The 17,126-nt window shown below is 54.1% G+C and carries 17 protein-coding genes; 11 read left to right on the plus strand and 6 right to left on the minus strand.

What is annotated here, in order from left to right; genetic code table 11:
- Positions 1-304 precede the first annotated feature (304 nt).
- Positions 305-859: a TetR family transcriptional regulator gene (locus ACG1VR_RS16060; protein WP_265438671.1), complete on the minus strand. Its 555-nt coding sequence runs from the start codon at positions 857-859 to the stop codon at positions 305-307.
- Between the two features lie 111 nt (positions 860-970).
- Here ACG1VR_RS16060 and ACG1VR_RS16065 point away from each other — a divergent pair, with 111 nt between their 5' ends.
- Genes ACG1VR_RS16065 through ACG1VR_RS16075 form a run of 3 tightly spaced genes read left to right on the plus strand, consistent with a single transcriptional unit; the run spans position 971 to position 3,473 of the window.
- Entirely contained in the window at positions 971-2,176 is a 1,206-nt protein-coding gene (locus tag ACG1VR_RS16065) for an MFS transporter (protein ID WP_395489301.1), read from the plus strand.
- An 11-nt stretch (positions 2,177-2,187) separates the two neighbouring features.
- On the plus strand, positions 2,188-3,000 hold the full coding sequence (locus ACG1VR_RS16070; protein ID WP_395489302.1) for a Cof-type HAD-IIB family hydrolase: 813 nt from the start codon (positions 2,188-2,190) through the stop codon (positions 2,998-3,000).
- Between the two features lie 32 nt (positions 3,001-3,032).
- Positions 3,033-3,473, plus strand: coding sequence for an acetyltransferase (locus ACG1VR_RS16075; RefSeq protein WP_395489303.1), 441 nt, complete (start codon positions 3,033-3,035; stop codon positions 3,471-3,473).
- A gap of 36 nt (positions 3,474-3,509) precedes the next feature.
- Here the strand turns inward: ACG1VR_RS16075 and ACG1VR_RS16080 are convergent, their stop codons facing one another.
- The 3 genes from ACG1VR_RS16080 to mntR form a co-directional block, all read right to left on the minus strand.
- Positions 3,510-4,550, minus strand: a complete 1,041-nt coding sequence (locus ACG1VR_RS16080) for an aldo/keto reductase (RefSeq protein WP_395489304.1) — start codon at positions 4,548-4,550, stop codon at positions 3,510-3,512.
- A gap of 122 nt (positions 4,551-4,672) precedes the next feature.
- The gene (locus ACG1VR_RS16085; RefSeq protein WP_395489305.1) at positions 4,673-5,785 is read right to left on the minus strand and encodes an anion transporter; all 1,113 of its coding nucleotides are present in this window, start codon (positions 5,783-5,785) and stop codon (positions 4,673-4,675) included.
- Between the two features lie 2 nt (positions 5,786-5,787).
- On the minus strand, positions 5,788-6,255 hold the full coding sequence (gene mntR / locus ACG1VR_RS16090; protein ID WP_016535547.1) for a manganese-binding transcriptional regulator MntR: 468 nt from the start codon (positions 6,253-6,255) through the stop codon (positions 5,788-5,790).
- A 190-nt stretch (positions 6,256-6,445) separates the two neighbouring features.
- Between mntR and mntS the strand changes: the two genes are divergently transcribed.
- A complete protein-coding gene (mntS, locus tag ACG1VR_RS16095) occupies positions 6,446-6,571 on the plus strand; it encodes a manganase accumulation protein MntS (RefSeq protein WP_016535546.1) in 126 nt (41 codons plus the stop codon).
- Positions 6,572-6,894: 323 nt separating this feature from the next.
- Positions 6,895-8,478 carry a phosphoethanolamine transferase gene (locus tag ACG1VR_RS16100; protein WP_172567975.1) on the plus strand — a complete coding sequence of 528 codons (1,584 nt, stop codon included), beginning with the start codon at positions 6,895-6,897 and terminating at the stop codon, positions 8,476-8,478.
- Positions 8,479-8,552: 74 nt separating this feature from the next.
- On the opposite strand, the gene ompX is transcribed toward ACG1VR_RS16100, so the two are convergent.
- Positions 8,553-9,062 (minus strand): outer membrane protein OmpX, encoded by a 510-nt coding sequence (gene ompX, locus ACG1VR_RS16105; protein WP_016535544.1) that lies wholly within the window; start codon positions 9,060-9,062, stop codon positions 8,553-8,555.
- Positions 9,063-9,434: 372 nt separating this feature from the next.
- Here ompX and rhtA point away from each other — a divergent pair, with 372 nt between their 5' ends.
- The 6 genes from rhtA to ybiO all read left to right on the plus strand — a co-directional run bounded on the left by rhtA (position 9,435) and on the right by ybiO (position 16,111).
- A complete protein-coding gene (rhtA, locus tag ACG1VR_RS16110) occupies positions 9,435-10,322 on the plus strand; it encodes a threonine/homoserine exporter RhtA (RefSeq protein WP_039898026.1) in 888 nt (295 codons plus the stop codon).
- Between the two features lie 309 nt (positions 10,323-10,631).
- Positions 10,632-11,135, plus strand: a complete 504-nt coding sequence (gene dps / locus ACG1VR_RS16115) for a DNA starvation/stationary phase protection protein Dps (RefSeq protein WP_016535541.1) — start codon at positions 10,632-10,634, stop codon at positions 11,133-11,135.
- Positions 11,136-11,497: 362 nt separating this feature from the next.
- Positions 11,498-12,244, plus strand: a complete 747-nt coding sequence (glnH, locus tag ACG1VR_RS16120) for a glutamine ABC transporter substrate-binding protein GlnH (RefSeq protein ID WP_016535540.1) — start codon at positions 11,498-11,500, stop codon at positions 12,242-12,244.
- A 114-nt stretch (positions 12,245-12,358) separates the two neighbouring features.
- Positions 12,359-13,018 carry a glutamine ABC transporter permease GlnP gene (gene glnP / locus ACG1VR_RS16125; RefSeq protein WP_016535539.1) on the plus strand — a complete coding sequence of 220 codons (660 nt, stop codon included), beginning with the start codon at positions 12,359-12,361 and terminating at the stop codon, positions 13,016-13,018.
- Entirely contained in the window at positions 13,015-13,737 is a 723-nt protein-coding gene (gene glnQ, locus ACG1VR_RS16130; protein ID WP_008461025.1) for a glutamine ABC transporter ATP-binding protein GlnQ, read from the plus strand. Before glnP ends, glnQ begins: the two co-directional genes overlap by 4 nt.
- Positions 13,738-13,867: 130 nt before the next feature.
- Positions 13,868-16,111 (plus strand): mechanosensitive channel protein, encoded by a 2,244-nt coding sequence (ybiO, locus tag ACG1VR_RS16135; RefSeq protein WP_395489306.1) that lies wholly within the window; start codon positions 13,868-13,870, stop codon positions 16,109-16,111.
- On the opposite strand, the gene rlmF is transcribed toward ybiO, so the two are convergent.
- The gene (gene rlmF, locus ACG1VR_RS16140; protein WP_395489307.1) at positions 16,112-17,053 is read right to left on the minus strand and encodes a 23S rRNA (adenine(1618)-N(6))-methyltransferase RlmF; all 942 of its coding nucleotides are present in this window, start codon (positions 17,051-17,053) and stop codon (positions 16,112-16,114) included.
- Positions 17,054-17,126 lie beyond the last annotated feature (73 nt).

The raw sequence follows: 17,126 nt of genomic DNA on the forward strand, positions 1-17,126 counted from the left end.
ATGCGAATGCTACTGTAAGTATCCCAACAAAACGAATAATTCAATTTTCGAGATCTTCCAATCGATCTTTTCCTTAAGTGTTAAAACCCTTTTCCCGCCAGAACACCACAAAACTCAATGCACAAAAAAAGCCCAACGGGTGAGGTTGGGCTTTTTAGTCCGGCTGGTGAGGCCGGAGAGAAGGTCGGATTATCTTGATCGGCACAATGCGACTCTCATCAACTAACGCTGGGAGTCTAGTCCTTATTTGAACACAAAACAACCATCAGTACATATCTGGAGGCTGTCGCGGCGGCGCAGGGCGTCAACCCTCTTCCCCAACTATCCTTGCCACCATCACCCGCATATCGTCGCGGCTGAGCGGCTCGCGGTCGGTGACGTAGTGAAGGGTCATCCCTTCCAGGAATGCATCTAACGCTCTGGCGGTCAGCGGGTCGAAGAACGGCTCCAGCGCCTGCTGGCTGCGGATCATCCACTCCTGCATGATGTCTTTTAGCTGCGGATTGCAGCTGGCGTAGGCGTAGAGCTGGTACATCACCTGCATGTTGTAAGGCGTGGCTACACAGCCGCCGCAGATCATATCGACGATGGCTTCGCAGGCGTCGGCGCGGGTTCTGGCCTGCTGCATACGCTCCCGGTAGCTGTCCGACATCTGGTGAGCAAACAGGGTAAAAGCTTCGCAAAGCAGCGACTCGATCCCGGAAAAGTAATAGGTCATCGAGCCTAAAGATACGCCCGCTTGCTCGGCAATTTTGCGGTGCGTAATATCGCTGATGCCGTGTTTGACTACCATATCCAGCGTCGCCCGCAGAATGCGCGAGCGGCGTTCAGGATCGTTACGGCGCGGGGCTTTGCTCATTATTACCTGCCTGAAATTCGGAGTATTAAAAGAGTCTATTAGGTATGTGTACAAATGTACACATACTTGCTAATCTGCCGCTCATGTTCCCTTTTTTATGGGTTGTTGTTCATGTCAGTCACGCAGAGAAAAGCCCTCAGGCTCCGCACCTGGGCGCTGTTTACCTTCTTTTTCCTCCCGGGCCTGGTGATGGCATCCTGGGCAACGCGCACGCCCGCAATCCGCGATACGCTCAGCGTTTCAACGGCCGGGATGGGCATTGTGCTGTTTGGCCTGTCGGTAGGCTCGATGGGCGGAATTCTCTGCTCCGGCTGGCTGGTTAAGCGCTTTGGCACCCGCACCATTATTCGCAGCGGCATGGCGCTGATGGTCATCGGTATGCTGGTGATGAGCCTCGCGCTCTACTTCGCTTCGCCGCTCCTGTTTGCCTTTGGCCTGGCTCTGCTCGGCAGCGGCCTGGGGTCAGCCGAAGTGGCAATGAATGTCGAGGGCGCGATTATCGAAGGCCTGATGAAGAAAACCGTGCTGCCGATGATGCACGGCTTCTTTAGCCTCGGTACGCTGGTTGGGGCCGGGATTGGCCTGAGCCTCACCGCCTGGAACGTTATCTCCTGGGGCCATTTGCTGATGATTGCTCTGCTGGTGATAGTGCCCATTCTGGTAGCGCTTACCGCCGTGCCCCACGGCGTGGGGAAAGACAACCCGGAAAAAAGCGAGGCGCACGAACCTCATCGCCCGTTTTATAAAGACGTTCAGCTGCTGCTGATTGGCTTCGTGGTGCTGGCGATGGCCTTTGCCGAAGGCTCGGCCAATGACTGGTTGCCGCTGCTAATGGTCGACGGCCACGGTTTTAGCCCCACCTCCGGGTCGCTTATCTACGTTGGCTTTACCCTAGGCATGACCGTCGGGCGCTTTACCGGCGGCTGGTTTATTGACCGTTACAGCCGCGTTATCGTGGTGCGAGCGTGCGCGATTATGGGCGTACTCGGCATCGGCATGATTATATTTGTAGACAGCGCTTTCCTGGCCGGCGTGTCCGTCATTCTCTGGGGGCTGGGAACATCGCTGGGCTTCCCGCTGACCATTTCCGCCGCCGGAGACACCGGCCCGGACCCGGCCAGCCGCGTGAGCGTTGTCGCCGCATCCGGCTACGTTGCATTTTTAGTGGGGCCGCCGCTGTTGGGCTTCCTCGGCGAACATTATGGGCTACGCCACGCCATGCTGGTTGTGCTGACGCTGATGGCGATTGCGGCCCTGGTTGCCCGCGCCGTGGCTAAACCGCAGCAGCCCGCTCAACAAGTTTTTGAAACGGAATAACGGAGAGTTCAATGAGCATCAAGTTGATTGCAGTGGACATGGACGGCACTTTTCTCGACGACGGTAAAAACTACAACCGTGAACGCTTTGCCGCTCAATATCAGCAGATGAAGGAACAAGGGATCCGCTTTGTGGTCGCCAGCGGCAACCAGTATTTCCAGCTGATCTCGTTCTTCCCGGATATCGCGCATGAAATCTCTTTCGTTGCGGATAACGGCGGCTGGGTAGTCAGCGAAGGCGAGGACTTGTTTAACGGCGAGCTGACAAAACAGGAGTTCAATACCCTTGTCGATCACCTGCTGACGCTGCCTCACGTCGAGATAATTGCCTGCGGCAAACGCAACGGCTATACCCTGAACGGCTACGACGATGACTTTAAGCAGATGGCGGCTAAGTATTACCACCGCCTTGAGCACGTCGACAGCTTCTCAAACCTCGACGATGTGTTCTTTAAATTCGCCCTCAACCTGCCGGACAATTTGCTGGACGAAACGATGGATGCGCTGAGCGCTGAGTTTGACGGCATCGTGGTGCCGGTCACCAGCGGCCACGGCTCTATAGATCTGATAATTCCAGGCATCCACAAAGCCAACGGCCTGCGTATCCTGCAGGACAAATGGGGCATTAAAGACAGCGAAGTCGTCACCTTCGGGGACGGCGGCAACGACATCGAGATGCTGACTCAGGCCGGTTTTGGCTTTGCGATGGCTAACGCGCCGGACAAAATCAAACGCATCGCACGCTTCCAGGCGGGCAACTGCAACCAGCAGGGCGTGCTGGACGTGATTGATAAGGTTCTGAAAAAAGAAGCACCGTTTAACTGATGAGCGCTATCCCGCAGGATAGATAAAAGACGATGATAAATATAAGAAAAGCTACGCCAGAAGATTTTGATGCCCTGGCAGAAATCTGGGAAGCCGCCGTGCGGGCTACCCATGATTTTTTAACCGATGACGACATCAGCAACCTGAGGCCGCAGGTGCGCGAGCTGTATATGCCGCAAATTCCAATGCAGCTGGGAGAGAACGACGCCGGGCAGCCGCTGGGCTTTATTGGCTGCCATGAAAACCGCATTGAAATGCTGTTTGTTGCCCCGCAAAGCCGTGGGACGGGCATAGGCAAACTGCTGCTGCAATACGCCATTGAGCATTTGCAGGTTGATGAGGTGGACGTTAACGAGCAAAACCCGCAGGGCGTTGGTTTTTACCGGCATATGGGTTTTGTACAGACGGGGCGTTCAGACCTGGATGGCGAAGGGAATCCTTTCCCTTTGCTGCATTTAAAGCTGGCACGGTAATCTTCTCCTCTCCTCAACGGAGAGGAGGATCCTTCTTTACTGATTCTTAAGCTGCTCCCGGCGATATTCACCCTGGCGTTCCAGCATCCAGCCCGGATATTCGCGCGGCAGCTCGCTGACCTCATTCAACCGCTGTAGCTCTTCCTCGCTAAAGCGAATCCCGGTGGCGGCAATATTGTCATCAAGCTGCTCAACACGCTTCGCGCCGATAATAACGGTGGTAACAGCCTGCTGGTGCAGCAGCCACGCCAGCGCAATCTGGGCCACGGAAACCCCTTTAGACTCTGCTATCTCTCGCATCACGTCTACGCAGTCAAACGCTCTGTCTTTATTGACCGGAGGGAAGTCGAACGCCAGGCGGCGGCTGCCGCTTTCGGCTTTACCGTCGCGGTCATATTTACCGCTCAGCAGGCCACCCGCCAGCGGGCTCCAGACCATCAGCCCGACGCCTTCGCTCTGCATCATCGGCACCAGTTCACGCTCCAGGTCGCGCCCGGCAATCGTGTAGTAGGCCTGTAAAGAAGCAAAACGCGCCAGCCCCAGGCGTTCTGAGATGCCCAGCGCCTTCATTATCTGCCATGCCGCCCAGTTAGAGACGCCGATATAGCGAACGAGCCCCTGCTGTACCAGCGAGTCCAGAGCACGAAGGGTCTCTTCAATTGGCGTTGCCGGGTCAAAACCGTGCAGTTGATAAAGATCGATATAATCGAGCTGCAACCGCCGCAGGCTCTCTTTTACGCTGTTGAGAATATGAAAACGCGATGAGCCTCGGGAGTTAGGCCCGGCAGTGCCGGTTTCGCCGAAGACCTTTGTTGCCACGACGACGTTTTCACGCGGTGCCTTCAGGTTTTTCAGCGCCTGTCCGGTGATTATCTCCGAGCGACCGCCGGAATAGACGTTGGCGGTGTCGATAAAGTTAATCCCGGCATCCAGCGCGCTGCCAACAAGCTTGTCGGCCTCGCCCTGCTCCAGCTGGCCGATTTTTCCCCAGATGCCGTCTTCTCCGCCGAAGGTCATGGTGCCCAGGCAAAGTTCTGAAACAAACAGGCCGGTGTTACCTAATGTTTTATAACGCATAGCGGTACCTCGTGTTCAGGGTTTCAGGAAGGAAAAGCGCGGACTGACAGTTATACGCGCAGCGCCACTTTGTGGAATGGGGAATTTCTGCTCATTCCTTGCCTGTTTCTGCCTGAATCAGTTCATACCAATATCCGTAATAAACCGTATCCCACCAGCGCCGCCCACAGCAGCATCGGCAGGGAGTAGAGATGGAAGCGCCACCAGATCCGGCGATCGTTCGCCATGCGCAGCGCGATAAGGTTCGCCAGCGAGCCGGGCAGCAGGCCAAAGCCGCCGATATTCACGGCAAAAGCCAGCAACAGCGAGGCAGGAACATAGTTGAGCAACAAGATGGTTGCCGGGACGTTGCTGATAAACTGCGACAGCACGATGCCAAGCGTATATAAACCGGGTGAAGAAAGCTGAGCTACGTCGTGAAGCGAATGCTGCAACGCCGGAAGCTGAGTAACGAGGTGAACGTCGATAAACATCACCACAAAAACCGCGAGCAGGCTCCAGTCAATGCTCAGCAGCACACGACGCGCCAGCACCAGGAAACCAACAGCGACCAGCCCCAGCCCCCAGAGTTCCAGCTGCATCTCCAGCGCGACGATAAAAACGATATAAAAGCCGAGGCAGGAGTAAACCAGCTTTGGCTGCCAGCCACCGTCGCCTGCATCATTATGGTAATGCAGCGGTTTGGCTTTAAAACAGAACCACGCCAGCAGCAGCAGGCTTAACATCATCGCCAGCGCCAGGGGAGCCATCTGCCAGCTGAATGCGGCGAACGAAAGCCCGGAGCGCCCCCACAGCAAAATATTTTGTGGGTTGCCGATTGGCGTCAGCAGCGAACCGGCGTTCACCGCAAGCGCCTCAAAAATAATCAGCCGACTTGCCGGAATCGAACAGAGTTTTTTCAGCGTGATAGTCAGCGGCACGATGATAAACAGCGCCACATCATTGGTCAGAAAGGTAGAGAGCAGTGCAGCAGCGCTGACCATAAACAGCGCCAGCTGCCGCTCGTTGGCAAAGCGCGCCACCATCCGGCGCCCAAGCACATCAAAGTAGCCGCTTAGCTCGACGCCTTTGGTCAGCATCATCAGGCCGGTTAGGGTAATAATGGTGTGCCAGTCGATGGCGGCAGGCCAAAGAGCAGGACGGAACGGCACCGCCAGGCTAAGGGCGATGCCGATCAACAGTAATAAATGCAGGAAACGATCGCGCAGGAAAGGCCGCGCAAGGCGAATGAGCATTATCAGCCGAGACCCCGCTCTGCGCTGAACTTACGAAATGCCTCAAGCGTCTCTTCGCTAACGTGGTGCTCTACCCCTTCTGCGTCAATACGTGCGGTTTCCGGGCTGATGCCCAGAGCGAGAAAGAAATTCTCGACGATTTGGTGGCGCTCGCGGCTCTGCTGAGCCAGCTTTTCACCTTCCGGCGTTAAAAATACCCCACGCCACGGAATTTGCTCGATCAGGCCAACCGAGGCCAGGCGTTTAAGCATCTTGGCTACCGTCGGCTGGGAAACCCCAAGACGTGCGGCCATGTCCACCTGGCGAACCTCGCCCACCTCGTGAATCAAATCAGAAATCAGCTCAACATAATCATCAATTAATTCCCTGCGGTGCGCCTCACGCACCTGCCTGAAGCCTTCGACATGCTCTTCAATATTCGGTAATGGCGTCACTTTTTCGCTGTTCTTTTGCCCTACCCGACGGCTCATAGTGCTTCCTCTTCCAGTGGCGCGGCGTCGTCATCTGACGACGGAAGGCTTTATTGTAAACCAGCATTGGCTATCCACAAAAATTTAACGAAATAGCCATGGCTATAAAATATAGCCTGTGCTATACCTGTATGTAATGCAGTCAGGTTTGTTTATGGATAAACGACCGTTTGGCTAACAGGAGGACGCTATGAACGAATTCAAGAGGTGCATCAACGTGTTTACTCACTCCCCTTTCCAGGTACGCTTAATGCTGTTGAACATGATTTGTGATTGGGTTTCAGGCAAACCCCAGCAGGGCGAAGAAAAGCAGTAATTTCAGGCAGTCGCCCTGCCTGTTTCTGCCCTTATTTTTTTTCGCTAATGGTCATCTTTTTGTAACAATCATTATCCAAAATCCCTCTTAGCGGCCCGTCAGGCCCGGCTTTAACCCCATCATTTGTCGGATTTGCAATCCGTCTCGCAAAACAGCTGCCCGTTATCAGTTGATATTCTTATCTTACGGCTCTATCTTCTTGCAGCCCTGCACATGAAGCGGCTCGCAGATGCGGTGCTATTCCCCTTCGTTTCCGTCTGTCAGGCAGGCTCTACCCTTATCGCCAGGGTCACCGCATGGCGTTTTGCAAGACCATAATAAAGATGAATGTAACAGTTAAAGATACCCTGACTGCTCGCGGAATCGCTCTGAATCCGTGGACTGGCTTTTATTTTCTACAATCCCTGTTGATTAATTTTGCACTCGGCTACGAATTCAGCCTGCTTTATGCCGTGGCTTTTAGCTGCGTCCTGCTATTGCTTTGGCGGGCTGCTCCTCGCGTACAAAAAGCCCTGCTGGCAGTTTGCAGCCTGGTTGCGGCAATGTATTTCCCGTTTGGCCAGGCCTACGGCGCGCCAAATTTCAATACCCTGCTGGCATTGCACTCAACCAATTTCGAAGAGTCCACGGAGATAATGACCATCTTCCCGTGGTACAGCTACGTGGTGTCGCTGTTTATTCTGGCGCTGGGCGTGCTGGCCGTGCGCCGCAAGCGTGAAGAAAAACGCGCGTGGCGTCATTTCGATAGCGTATGTCTGGCGATCAGTCTCGTGAGCTTTTTTGTCGCCCCGGTAACAAACCTAGCCTACGGCGGCGTCTTTAAATTTAAAGATACCGGCTACCCGGTGGTGCGTTTTGTTAAAGACGTGGTGGTAAATAATAAGGAAGTGCTCGACGAGCAATCCCGGATGAAGGAGCTTTCGCAGCAGAAGGACTCCTGGAATGTCCTGGCGGTACAGCCCAAATATCACACTTATGTAGTAGTGATTGGTGAAAGCGCCCGCCGTGACGCCCTGGGCGCATTTGGCGGCCACTGGGATAACACCCCTTTCGCCAGCCAGGTTAAAGGTAATATTTTTATGGATTACGTCTCCGCCAGCGGCTCCACGCAAAAATCGCTGGGGCTGACGCTGAATCGCGTGGTGGATGACAAGCCTCAATATCAGGATAACTTTGTGACGCTGGCTAACCGCGCAGGTTTCCAGACCTGGTGGTTCTCAAACCAGGGGCAGATAGGCGAGTACGACACGGCCATCGCCAGCATTGCGAAGCGTGCCGACGAAGTGCAATTCCTGAAAAGCGGTGACTTTGAAGCGGACAAAAACACCCGTGATGAAGCGCTGTTAAAGATGACCGCGCAGGTATTCGCCACTCAGCGTAACACCCCGCAGCTGATAGTCCTGCACCTGATGGGCTCGCATCCTCAGGCCTGCGACCGTACTCAGGGCAAATACAAAGACTTTGTGCAGTCAAAAGAAACCTCCTGCTACATCTACAGCATGACGCAGACCGACGACCTGCTAAAGCAGCTCTACCTGCAATTGCAAAACACCGGCAACACCTTCTCTATGGTTTATTTCTCTGACCACGGCCTGGCGTTTAAAGAGCGCGGTACCGACGTGCAATATCTGGCCCATGACGACAAGTTCCAGCAAAACTTCCAGGTGCCCTTTATGGTGGTGTCCAGCGATGACACCAGCCACAGGCTTATTAAAGCGCGCCGCAGCGCCAATGATTTCCTGAACTTCTTCTCAGCGTGGACCGGGATTAAGGCAAAAGAATTGACGCCGAAGTACAAGTTTATTTCCGAGCAAAAAGCCGGGCCGACGTACATCACCAACTTCAGGCTGAAGAAAGTGGACTATACTCACCTGCAGACGGATGTTTTTGAGACCAGAACGCGGTAAGCGGGTCAGCGAATGACAGATAAAAAAAATCCGCCACAGGGGCGGATTTTTTATTTCTATCCCTGAGGGGGATATTAGAAACGGTAGCCTACGCCAGCGATCCAGGTGCCAACGTCAACGCTACGAATACGGCTCTGCTCGTAGGAGAAGTCCAGAGCAACGTTTTCGATAGGGTTGAACTGCAGGCCTGCGCCGTAAGAGAAGCCGTAGTCGCTAACGGAATCGTGAGCAGCTGGGTATTCGGTCGCCTGGAATTTACCGTAGCCAACACCTACAACACCGTAGATGCTTGCCCAGTCGTTGATGCGGTAAGCAGGACCAGCGGTGATACCGTAGTACTGGCCTTTAGTGTAGATACCGTCAGAAGAGGTATCGCTTTTCTGGGTGTAGGTGAAGGAGCCGATGTAGCCCAGCGGGGTATCATTTTCGTAACGGTATTTCAGGTTGAAACCGCCAGCTTTGTTCGCAACGCCCTGCATATCGCTCTGCGCATAACCACCGGTTACGGTGCTAGTTGCAGATGCGGTACCTACGGAAACGGCCAGAACACAGGCCAGTGCTGAAAGACATGCAATTTTTTTCATAATATCCACCTCAAATGTGCTTCAAGTAAGTCCTAAGTTTTAAATATAACAAAACCATGACAGAAACTCTTCGCCAATTGTGTTGTCTAACGAACCTTTTCATGTAACATAACATTTCCACTACATGTTAACTCGCTAAAATATCAGGGGAATTATGCACTCCAGCGGCAAATATTAACCCCTTTAACAACATCGTCATTCAGATAATTCTGAATTTATTTCTGACGTAAATTGACAAAAACTGCGAAGATCCTACTCCAGGCGATGAGAAATTTTCTTAATGAATTATCAACCAGCCATAAGTTAATCCATTAGACTGGGCGAACTTTTACTTTATTGACTAAATGCAGACAAAAACTGACAGGATGCAGGATGCCACAAACTCCCCGTAACATGCCGCGCTGGTTACCCATCGTGGTGCTGCTTATTGCCATGACTTCAATTCAAAGCGGCGCTTCGCTGGCTAAGTCGCTGTTCCCGGCTATCGGGCCTCAGGGGGTTACCGCCCTGCGCCTGCTGCTCGGTACGCTCATTCTGGTGGTCATATTTAAGCCGTGGCGCCTGCGCTTTAAGCCTGAGCAGCGCTTACCCCTGCTCTTTTACGGCCTGGCCCTGGGCAGCATGAATTATCTGTTTTATGTTTCCCTGCGCACCGTGCCGCTGGGTATCGCCGTGGCGCTGGAATTTACCGGGCCGCTGGCCGTTGCCCTCTTTGGTTCGAGGCGAGCGGTAGACTTTATCTGGGTCGTGCTGGCGGTGGCGGGCCTGTGGTTCCTGCTGCCTCTCGGCCAGGACATCTCGCAGGTTGACCTCACCGGGGCCGCCTTTGCGCTGGGCGCGGGGGCCTGCTGGGCGGTTTACATTATTACCGGGCAAAAAGCCGGGGCAGAGCACGGCCCGGCAACGGTAGCTTTTGGTTCGCTGATTGCGGCGGTTATCTTCGTGCCGCTCGGCGTCTGGGAGGCGAGCGGCTCGCTGCTGCAATGGTCGCTGCTGCCGATAGGGCTGGCGATTGCCGTGCTGTCCACCGCGCTGCCCTACTCTCTGGAGATGATTGCCCTGACGCGGCTGCCCACACGTACCTTTGGGACGTTAATGAGCCTTGAGCCGGGCCTTGCGGCACTGTCCGGGATGCTGTTCCTCGGCGAGCACCTCACGCTTATCCAGTGGCTGGCCCTGCTTTGTATCATCGCCGCGTCCGCCGGTTCCACGCTGACCATGAAGCGTGAAACTCAGATTAAAGAAGTTGATATCAATTAACCCACGCCCCTTCATTTAATGCGGTGATAATTCATCGCATTAAATGCTAAGACAGCCGTCAGCACTATATTTATTGCAATATGTAATACTCAATAAGAATTATTTTCTTTCCGCTGTCATATTTATTCATGTTTTCTGACATAAGTTTTAATGTACAGATAACCATCTGTTTCACAATGCATTTATCTTTTCCACCTTCTCTTTGCTATTGGTTTGATAGGTATTCTCTCAACCCGCAAAATTTAAAAGCGGTGCTATACTTATTCCCGGTAATTCATTGGGACACCAACATCAAGAGGATGAAAGATTATGAGTACCGCTAAACTGGTAAAAACTAAATCTACAAACCTGCTATATACCCGCAATGATGTGAAAGACAGCGAGAAAAAAGCCACCATTGAGCTGCTGAATCGCCAGGTCGTCCAGTTCATCGACTTGTCGCTGATTACCAAACAGGCTCACTGGAACATGCGCGGTGCTAACTTTATTGCGGTCCATGAAATGCTGGACGGCTTCCGTACTGCATTGACCGAGCATCTCGACACCATGGCAGAACGCGCGGTACAGCTGGGCGGCGTAGCACTGGGGACCACTCAGGTTATTAACAGCAAAACGCCTCTGAAAAGCTATCCGCTGGACATTCACACCGTCCAGGAGCACCTGAAAGAGCTGGCCGACCGCTATGCCATCGTCGCCAACGACGTCCGTAAAGCCGTGGGCGAAGCTAAAGACGAAGATACCGCAGATATTCTGACCGCCGCCTCACGCGATCTGGACAAATTCCTGTGGTTTATCGAGTCTAACATCGAGTAAGACATATAAATTTCCTATGAATCCTTCCCCGCCCGGGGAAGGATGTTGCACCAAAACAGCGCAGACCGTTGCTCAATTCATAGCCTTAAGTTAATCAAATGTAATAATCACCTCACACAATCGTTAATGAGTGATTGTTTTGTCCACTGATTTCGCGGTAAAACTAACCCCCACCCTGTTCGCCGAATTTTCGCACCAAAATGGAGCACCATAACGGTGCGTTATGACCGGCTTGCAACGCTCAATATGCAATGTTAAAAAATCACATCCTTGCAAAACAGTAAGTTGCAAATCTGGCACGATTCTTTCATGAGTCGCCGCTTACGCAGGGGATCGCCCCGTGGATTAACAAAGGAAATGCTATGAAGTCGATTTTGAAAGTTTCACTGGCTGCACTCACCCTCGCTTTTGCAGTATCTTCCCATGCCGCTGACAAAAAACTGGTCGTTGCGACCGATACCGCATTCGTTCCTTTTGAATTCAAGCAAGGCGACAAATATGTCGGCTTCGATGTGGATCTGTGGCAGGCCATCGCTAAAGAGCTGAAGCTGGACTACACCCTGAAGCCAATGGACTTCAGCGGCATCATCCCTGCGCTGCAAACCAAAAACGTTGACGTCGCGCTGGCCGGTATCACCATCACCCCTGAGCGTGAGAAAGCAATCGATTTCTCCGACGGCTACTACAAAAGCGGCCTGCTGGTCATGGTTAAAGCTAACAACAACGACATTAAAAGCGTGAAAGACCTGGACGGTAAAATCGTCGCGGTGAAAGGCGGTACAGGTTCCGTTGATTACGCGAAAGCGAACATCAAAACTAAAGATCTGCGTCAGTTCCCGAACATCGATAACGCCTACATGGAACTGGGCACTAACCGCGCCGACGCGGTACTGCACGACACACCAAACATTCTTTACTTCATCAAAACCGCCGGTAACGGTCAGTTCAAAGCGGTAGGCGAGTCTCTGGAAGCGCAGCAATACGGTATCGCTCTGCCGAAAGGCAGCGACGAACTGCGTACCAAAATCAACGGCGCGCTGAAAACCCTGAAAGAGAACGGCCAGTACAACGAAATCTACAAAAAATGGTTCGGCACCGAGCCAAAATAATAATTCTAAAGCTTTAACGTAATACCTGAGGGGCGCCTTTCGCCCCTCTTATTATTAAATTCCCCTGTCCCTCAGGCCAGGGGGAGAAACCACGGTAGACAACAGGAACACATCATGCAGTTTGACTGGAGCGCCATTTGGCCTGCAATTCCCATCTTGTTTGAAGGCGCTAAGATGACCCTATGGATTTCAATCCTGGGGCTTTGCGGCGGTTTAGTAATTGGTTTAGTGGCGGGCTTTGCCCGTACCTACGGCGGTTGGATTGCTAACCACGTAGCGCTGGTTTTCATCGAAGTGATTCGCGGCACGCCAATCGTTGTGCAGGTCATGTTTATTTACTTCGCCCTGCCGATGGCCTTTAACGATCTGCGCATCGATCCGTTCAGCGCGGCGGTCGTCACCATCATGATCAACTCCGGAGCCTATATCGCGGAAATTACCCGCGGCGCGGTGCTCTCTATTCATAAAGGTTTCCAGGAAGCTGGCCTGGCGCTCGGCCTGTCTAAACGTGAAACCATTCGCCACGTTATTATGCCGCTGGCGCTGCGCCGTATGCTGCCGCCGCTGGGTAACCAGTGGATCATCAGCATTAAGGACACCTCGCTGTTCATCGTTATCGGTGTAGCAGAGCTGACTCGTCAGGGTCAGGAAATTATCGCCGGTAACTTCCGCGCGCTGGAGATTTGGAGCGCCGTTGCGGTCTTCTATCTGATTATTACTCTGGTGCTGAGCTTCGTGCTGCGTCGCCTTGAAAGAAGGATGAAAATCCTGTGATTGAATTTAAAAACGTATCCAAGCACTTCGGCCAAACCCAGGTGCTGCACAATATCGACCTGAACATCAAACAGGGTGAAGTGGTGGTTATTATCGGGCCAAGCGGCTCCGGCAAATCCACCCTGCTGCGCTGCATCAACAAGCTGGAAGAGATTACCAGCGGTGACCTGATTGTTGACGGCCTGAAAGTTAACGATCCAAAAGTTGATGACCGGCTGATCCGCCAGGAAGCCGGTATGGTGTTCCAGCAGTTCTACCTGTTCCCGCACCTGACGGCGCTGGAAAACGTCGCTTTTGGCCCGATTCGCGTGCGTGGCATGAAGAAAGACGCAGCCGAAAAGCTGGCAAAAGAACTGTTAGCTAAAGTGGGCCTGGCCGAGCGTGCTCATCACTATCCGTCCGAGCTTTCCGGCGGCCAGCAGCAGCGCGTGGCAATCGCCCGTGCGCTGGCGGTTAAGCCGAAGATGATGCTGTTTGATGAGCCAACCTCTGCTCTCGACCCGGAACTTCGCCACGAAGTATTGAAGGTTATGCAGGATCTGGCAGAAGAAGGCATGACCATGGTTATCGTAACCCACGAAGTCGGCTTTGCCGCCAAAGTGGCCTCCCGCCTGATCTTTATCGATAAAGGTCGCGTGGCGGAAGACGGTAACCCTCAGGAGCTTATCGACAACCCGCCAAGCCCGCGCCTGCGCGAGTTCTTGCAGCACGTCGCATAATCACCTTTCAGGGCGGCGGCTCCGGCCTGCCGCCCTGCACTCCCCCGGAAAAATCCCGCTTTTTTATTCACTCTCGCCCAGCCCACTATACTTACTCCTTTGCCCGAAATTTTCAGCCCGGAGGAGCGTCGTGCGAGGGATCTTGCTACTGCTTATTAGCCTGATAACACTGCCAGGCCACGCTGTTACCCTGCCAGGAGCGGTTGCTGCGGCGACCACTCAAACCAGTCACTCTGCCCCTGCAGAACCCACCGTTGAACAGAAGAAAAAAGCTTACGCAGCGCTTGCCGACGTGCTGGAGAACCCACAATCGCGCACGGAATTGATCGATCAGTTGCGCAAAGTTGCCGCCGACGATGCCTCCCGAACCGTTCCCGCCATTACCCCGCCCGATAAGCTTGCCAGCGATAAAACGGTTCTTGAGAACGTCACCGACGTCAGCCGCCGCTACGGCGGTGAACTGGTGGAACGCTTCGAACAGCTGCATCAGAGCATCACCAGCGCACCGAGGAAAGCCTTTAACCAGCAGACTTTCTTCAATGCGCTGAGCCATTTTGCGCTGCTGGCCTGTGCCGTCTTTGTGTTCTATTTTCTGCTACGCGCCTGCGTTACGCCGCTGTGGGCAAAAATGGGCGACTGGGGGCGAAAAAAAAATCGGGATCGTGCCAGCTGGCTTCACCTGCCGTTAGCCATCCTCGCGGCCTTTGCGGTAGATATCGTTCTGCTGGCGCTCACTCTGTTCGTTGGCCAAATGCTCAGCGACAAAATGAACGCTGGCAATCCGACTATTGCCCGCCAGCAGGGGCTGTTTCTTAATGCCTTTGGGCTAATAGAGTTCTTCAGGGCCGTACTGCGGCTCATTTTCAGCCCGCGCTTTCCGGCCCTGCGCCCCTTTCCCATCAGCGACCAGACCGCCCGCTACTGGAGCGTGCGGCTTGCCTGGTTGAGCACTTTTATCGGCTATGGTTTGATGGTGGCCGTGCCAATTACCGCAAGCCAGGTCAACCCGCAGGCCAGCGCCACCATAAATATCATCGTGATGTTGCTGATAACCCTCTGGGCGCAGTATCTGATTTTTCACAATAAGCGCCCTATCCAGCAGAGCCTGATTCACCTTGCCGACCGGTCGATGGCCTTTTTCAGCCTGTTTATTCGCGCCTTTGCGCTGATCTGGCACTGGCTTGCTTCGGCCTATTTTGTGGCGCTATTTTTCCTGTCGCTGTTCGATCCCGGCAACAGCCTGAAATTTATGATGGGCGCCACGCTACACAGCCTGACGATTATCGGCGTGGCGGCATTTATTTCCGGCATGCTCTCGCGCTGGATAGCCAAAACCATCACGCTCTCCCCGGAAGTACAGCGCAGCTATCCTGAGCTGCAAAAGCGCCTGAACGGCTGGATCTCCGCCACGCTGAAGCTGGCGCGCATTCTTACCGTATGCGTCGCCGTGATGCTGCTGCTGGATGCCTGGGGCCTGTTCGACGTCTGGCAATGGCTGGCTCATGGTGCCGGAGAGAAAGCCGTCGATATCCTGATCCGCATTCTGCTGATCCTGTTCTTTTCGGCGGTCGGCTGGACGCTGCTGGCAAGCCTGATTGAGAACCGGCTCACCTCAGATATTCATGGTCGCCCCCTGCCGAGCGCGCGTACCCGAACATTGCTGACGCTATTTCGTAACGCGCTTGCGGTTATTATCAGCACCATCACAATCATGATCCTGCTTTCGGAAGTCGGCGTAAACATTGCGCCACTGCTGGCCGGGGCCGGGGCGCTGGGTCTGGCTATCAGCTTCGGCTCCCAGACGCTGGTGAAAGATATTATCACCGGGGTGTTTATCCAGTTCGAGAACGGCATGAACAACGGGGATTACGTCACCATCGGCGCGATTACCGGCACGGTTGAAAAAATGTCCATCCGCTCGGTTGGCGTACGCCAGGACACCGGGGCTTACCACATTATTCCGTGGTCTTCGATAACCACCTTTGCGAACTTCGTGCGGGGGATAGGCTCATTTGTCGCCAATTATGACGTCGACAGGCGGGAAGATGTGGATAAGGTTAACCGCATCCTGGGAGAGGCCGTGGAAGAGCTAATGGGCAAAGAAGAGACTCGCATGCTGGTCATCGGGGAACCCATTTTCTCAGGAATTGTGGGGCTCACCAACCAGGCCTTTACCGTCCGGGTCACCTTCACCACGCTGCCGTTAAAGCAGTGGACGGTGCGCTACGCCCTGGACGGGATGGTAAAAAAACACTTCGATGCGGCCGGGATAAGACCGCCGGTGCAAAGCGTGCAGGTTATCCAGCCGGGCACCGATACGGCTCAGGCGGCAACGGCGATGGAAACGCTGCCGCCCGCTAACCCTACGGTTTAATTATTTACCGCGATTTTTCGCCCAGCGGGCGCGCTGGGCGTCATCCATAAAGCTCCAGGCGATGAAGCGGCTCTGCTTCTGGCCCTGCGCCATCTCTTTTTTCACCACTTTCACCACCCCGGTTTCCTGCATCACGCGGTACAGCGCGGGCAGGTTCTCGCCTTTAGAAACCAGAGAAGTGAACCACAGCACCTGGCGGCCAAAAGCCTTGCTCTCTTTGATCATTTTGCTGACGAACGCGACTTCACCGCCTTCGCACCACAGCTCCTGCTCGCGGCCGCCGAAGTTGAGCGCAGCTCCTGCATCCTGGCCCAGATTACGGCGTTTGCGTTCGCTGCCGCTGCGGGCTGCCTGTGCCGAATCGTGGAAAGGCGGATTACAAAGCGTCGCATCGTAGGTTTCGTTCTTGTGGATGATGCCGTCTAAAATATTGTCGGCATTTTTCTGGCGGCGCAGACGGATCATGCGGTTAAGGCCAGGGTTCGCCTCAAGAATTTGCATTGCGCCACGCAGCGCGTCCTCATCAAGCTCCGAGCCGGTAAAGCGCCAGCCGTATTCGTGCTGCCCAATCAGCGGATAGATGCAGTTGGCACCCACGCCAACATCCAGCACCGTAGCCTGAGTCGGCACCACGCCGCCGTTGCTCTCAGCCAGTAAATCCGCTAAATGATGTATATAATCCGCGCGCCCCGGAACCGGCGGGCAGAGAAAACTTTCGGGAATATCCCACTGCTTAATTTGGTAGAAGTGGGCCAACAGCGCCTGGTTTAGCGCCTTAACCGCCAGCGGGTCGGCAAAATCTACCGTGGTGTCGCCGTGCGGCCCCTGACGCAAAAACGCCGCCAGCGCCGGACTGCTTTCGGTTAAAGCGGCAAAGTCATACCGATTGCGGTGGCGGTTACGCGGGTGTAAACCGGGTTTAGTTGCGGCTGGGGTTTTCATCGGGGCTTCTCCTTGTGTGGGCGCGTAAGATACTCTGCTCTCCGCGCCGGGTAAATACATCCCCGGCGATTTG

The organism is Cedecea davisae (genome assembly GCF_044095835.1).
Lineage (GTDB): Bacteria > Pseudomonadota > Gammaproteobacteria > Enterobacterales > Enterobacteriaceae > Cedecea > Cedecea davisae.

Excerpts from the sequence above, each read along its gene's own strand:
- ACG1VR_RS16060 (WP_265438671.1), bottom strand. The coding sequence starts at position 859 with ATGAGCAAAGCCCCGCGCCGTAACGATCCTGAACGCCGCTCGCGCATT.
- ACG1VR_RS16065 (WP_395489301.1), top strand. The coding sequence starts at position 971 with ATGTCAGTCACGCAGAGAAAAGCCCTCAGGCTCCGCACCTGGGCGCTG.
- ACG1VR_RS16070 (WP_395489302.1), top strand. The coding sequence starts at position 2,188 with ATGAGCATCAAGTTGATTGCAGTGGACATGGACGGCACTTTTCTCGAC.
- ACG1VR_RS16075 (WP_395489303.1), top strand. The coding sequence starts at position 3,033 with ATGATAAATATAAGAAAAGCTACGCCAGAAGATTTTGATGCCCTGGCA.
- ACG1VR_RS16080 (WP_395489304.1), bottom strand. The coding sequence starts at position 4,550 with ATGCGTTATAAAACATTAGGTAACACCGGCCTGTTTGTTTCAGAACTT.
- ACG1VR_RS16085 (WP_395489305.1), bottom strand. The coding sequence starts at position 5,785 with ATGCTCATTCGCCTTGCGCGGCCTTTCCTGCGCGATCGTTTCCTGCAT.
- mntR (WP_016535547.1), bottom strand. The coding sequence starts at position 6,255 with ATGAGCCGTCGGGTAGGGCAAAAGAACAGCGAAAAAGTGACGCCATTA.
- mntS (WP_016535546.1), top strand. The coding sequence starts at position 6,446 with ATGAACGAATTCAAGAGGTGCATCAACGTGTTTACTCACTCCCCTTTC.
- ACG1VR_RS16100 (WP_172567975.1), top strand. The coding sequence starts at position 6,895 with ATGAATGTAACAGTTAAAGATACCCTGACTGCTCGCGGAATCGCTCTG.
- ompX (WP_016535544.1), bottom strand. The coding sequence starts at position 9,062 with ATGAAAAAAATTGCATGTCTTTCAGCACTGGCCTGTGTTCTGGCCGTT.
- rhtA (WP_039898026.1), top strand. The coding sequence starts at position 9,435 with ATGCCACAAACTCCCCGTAACATGCCGCGCTGGTTACCCATCGTGGTG.
- dps (WP_016535541.1), top strand. The coding sequence starts at position 10,632 with ATGAGTACCGCTAAACTGGTAAAAACTAAATCTACAAACCTGCTATAT.
- glnH (WP_016535540.1), top strand. The coding sequence starts at position 11,498 with ATGAAGTCGATTTTGAAAGTTTCACTGGCTGCACTCACCCTCGCTTTT.
- glnP (WP_016535539.1), top strand. The coding sequence starts at position 12,359 with ATGCAGTTTGACTGGAGCGCCATTTGGCCTGCAATTCCCATCTTGTTT.
- rlmF (WP_395489307.1), bottom strand. The coding sequence starts at position 17,053 with ATGAAAACCCCAGCCGCAACTAAACCCGGTTTACACCCGCGTAACCGC.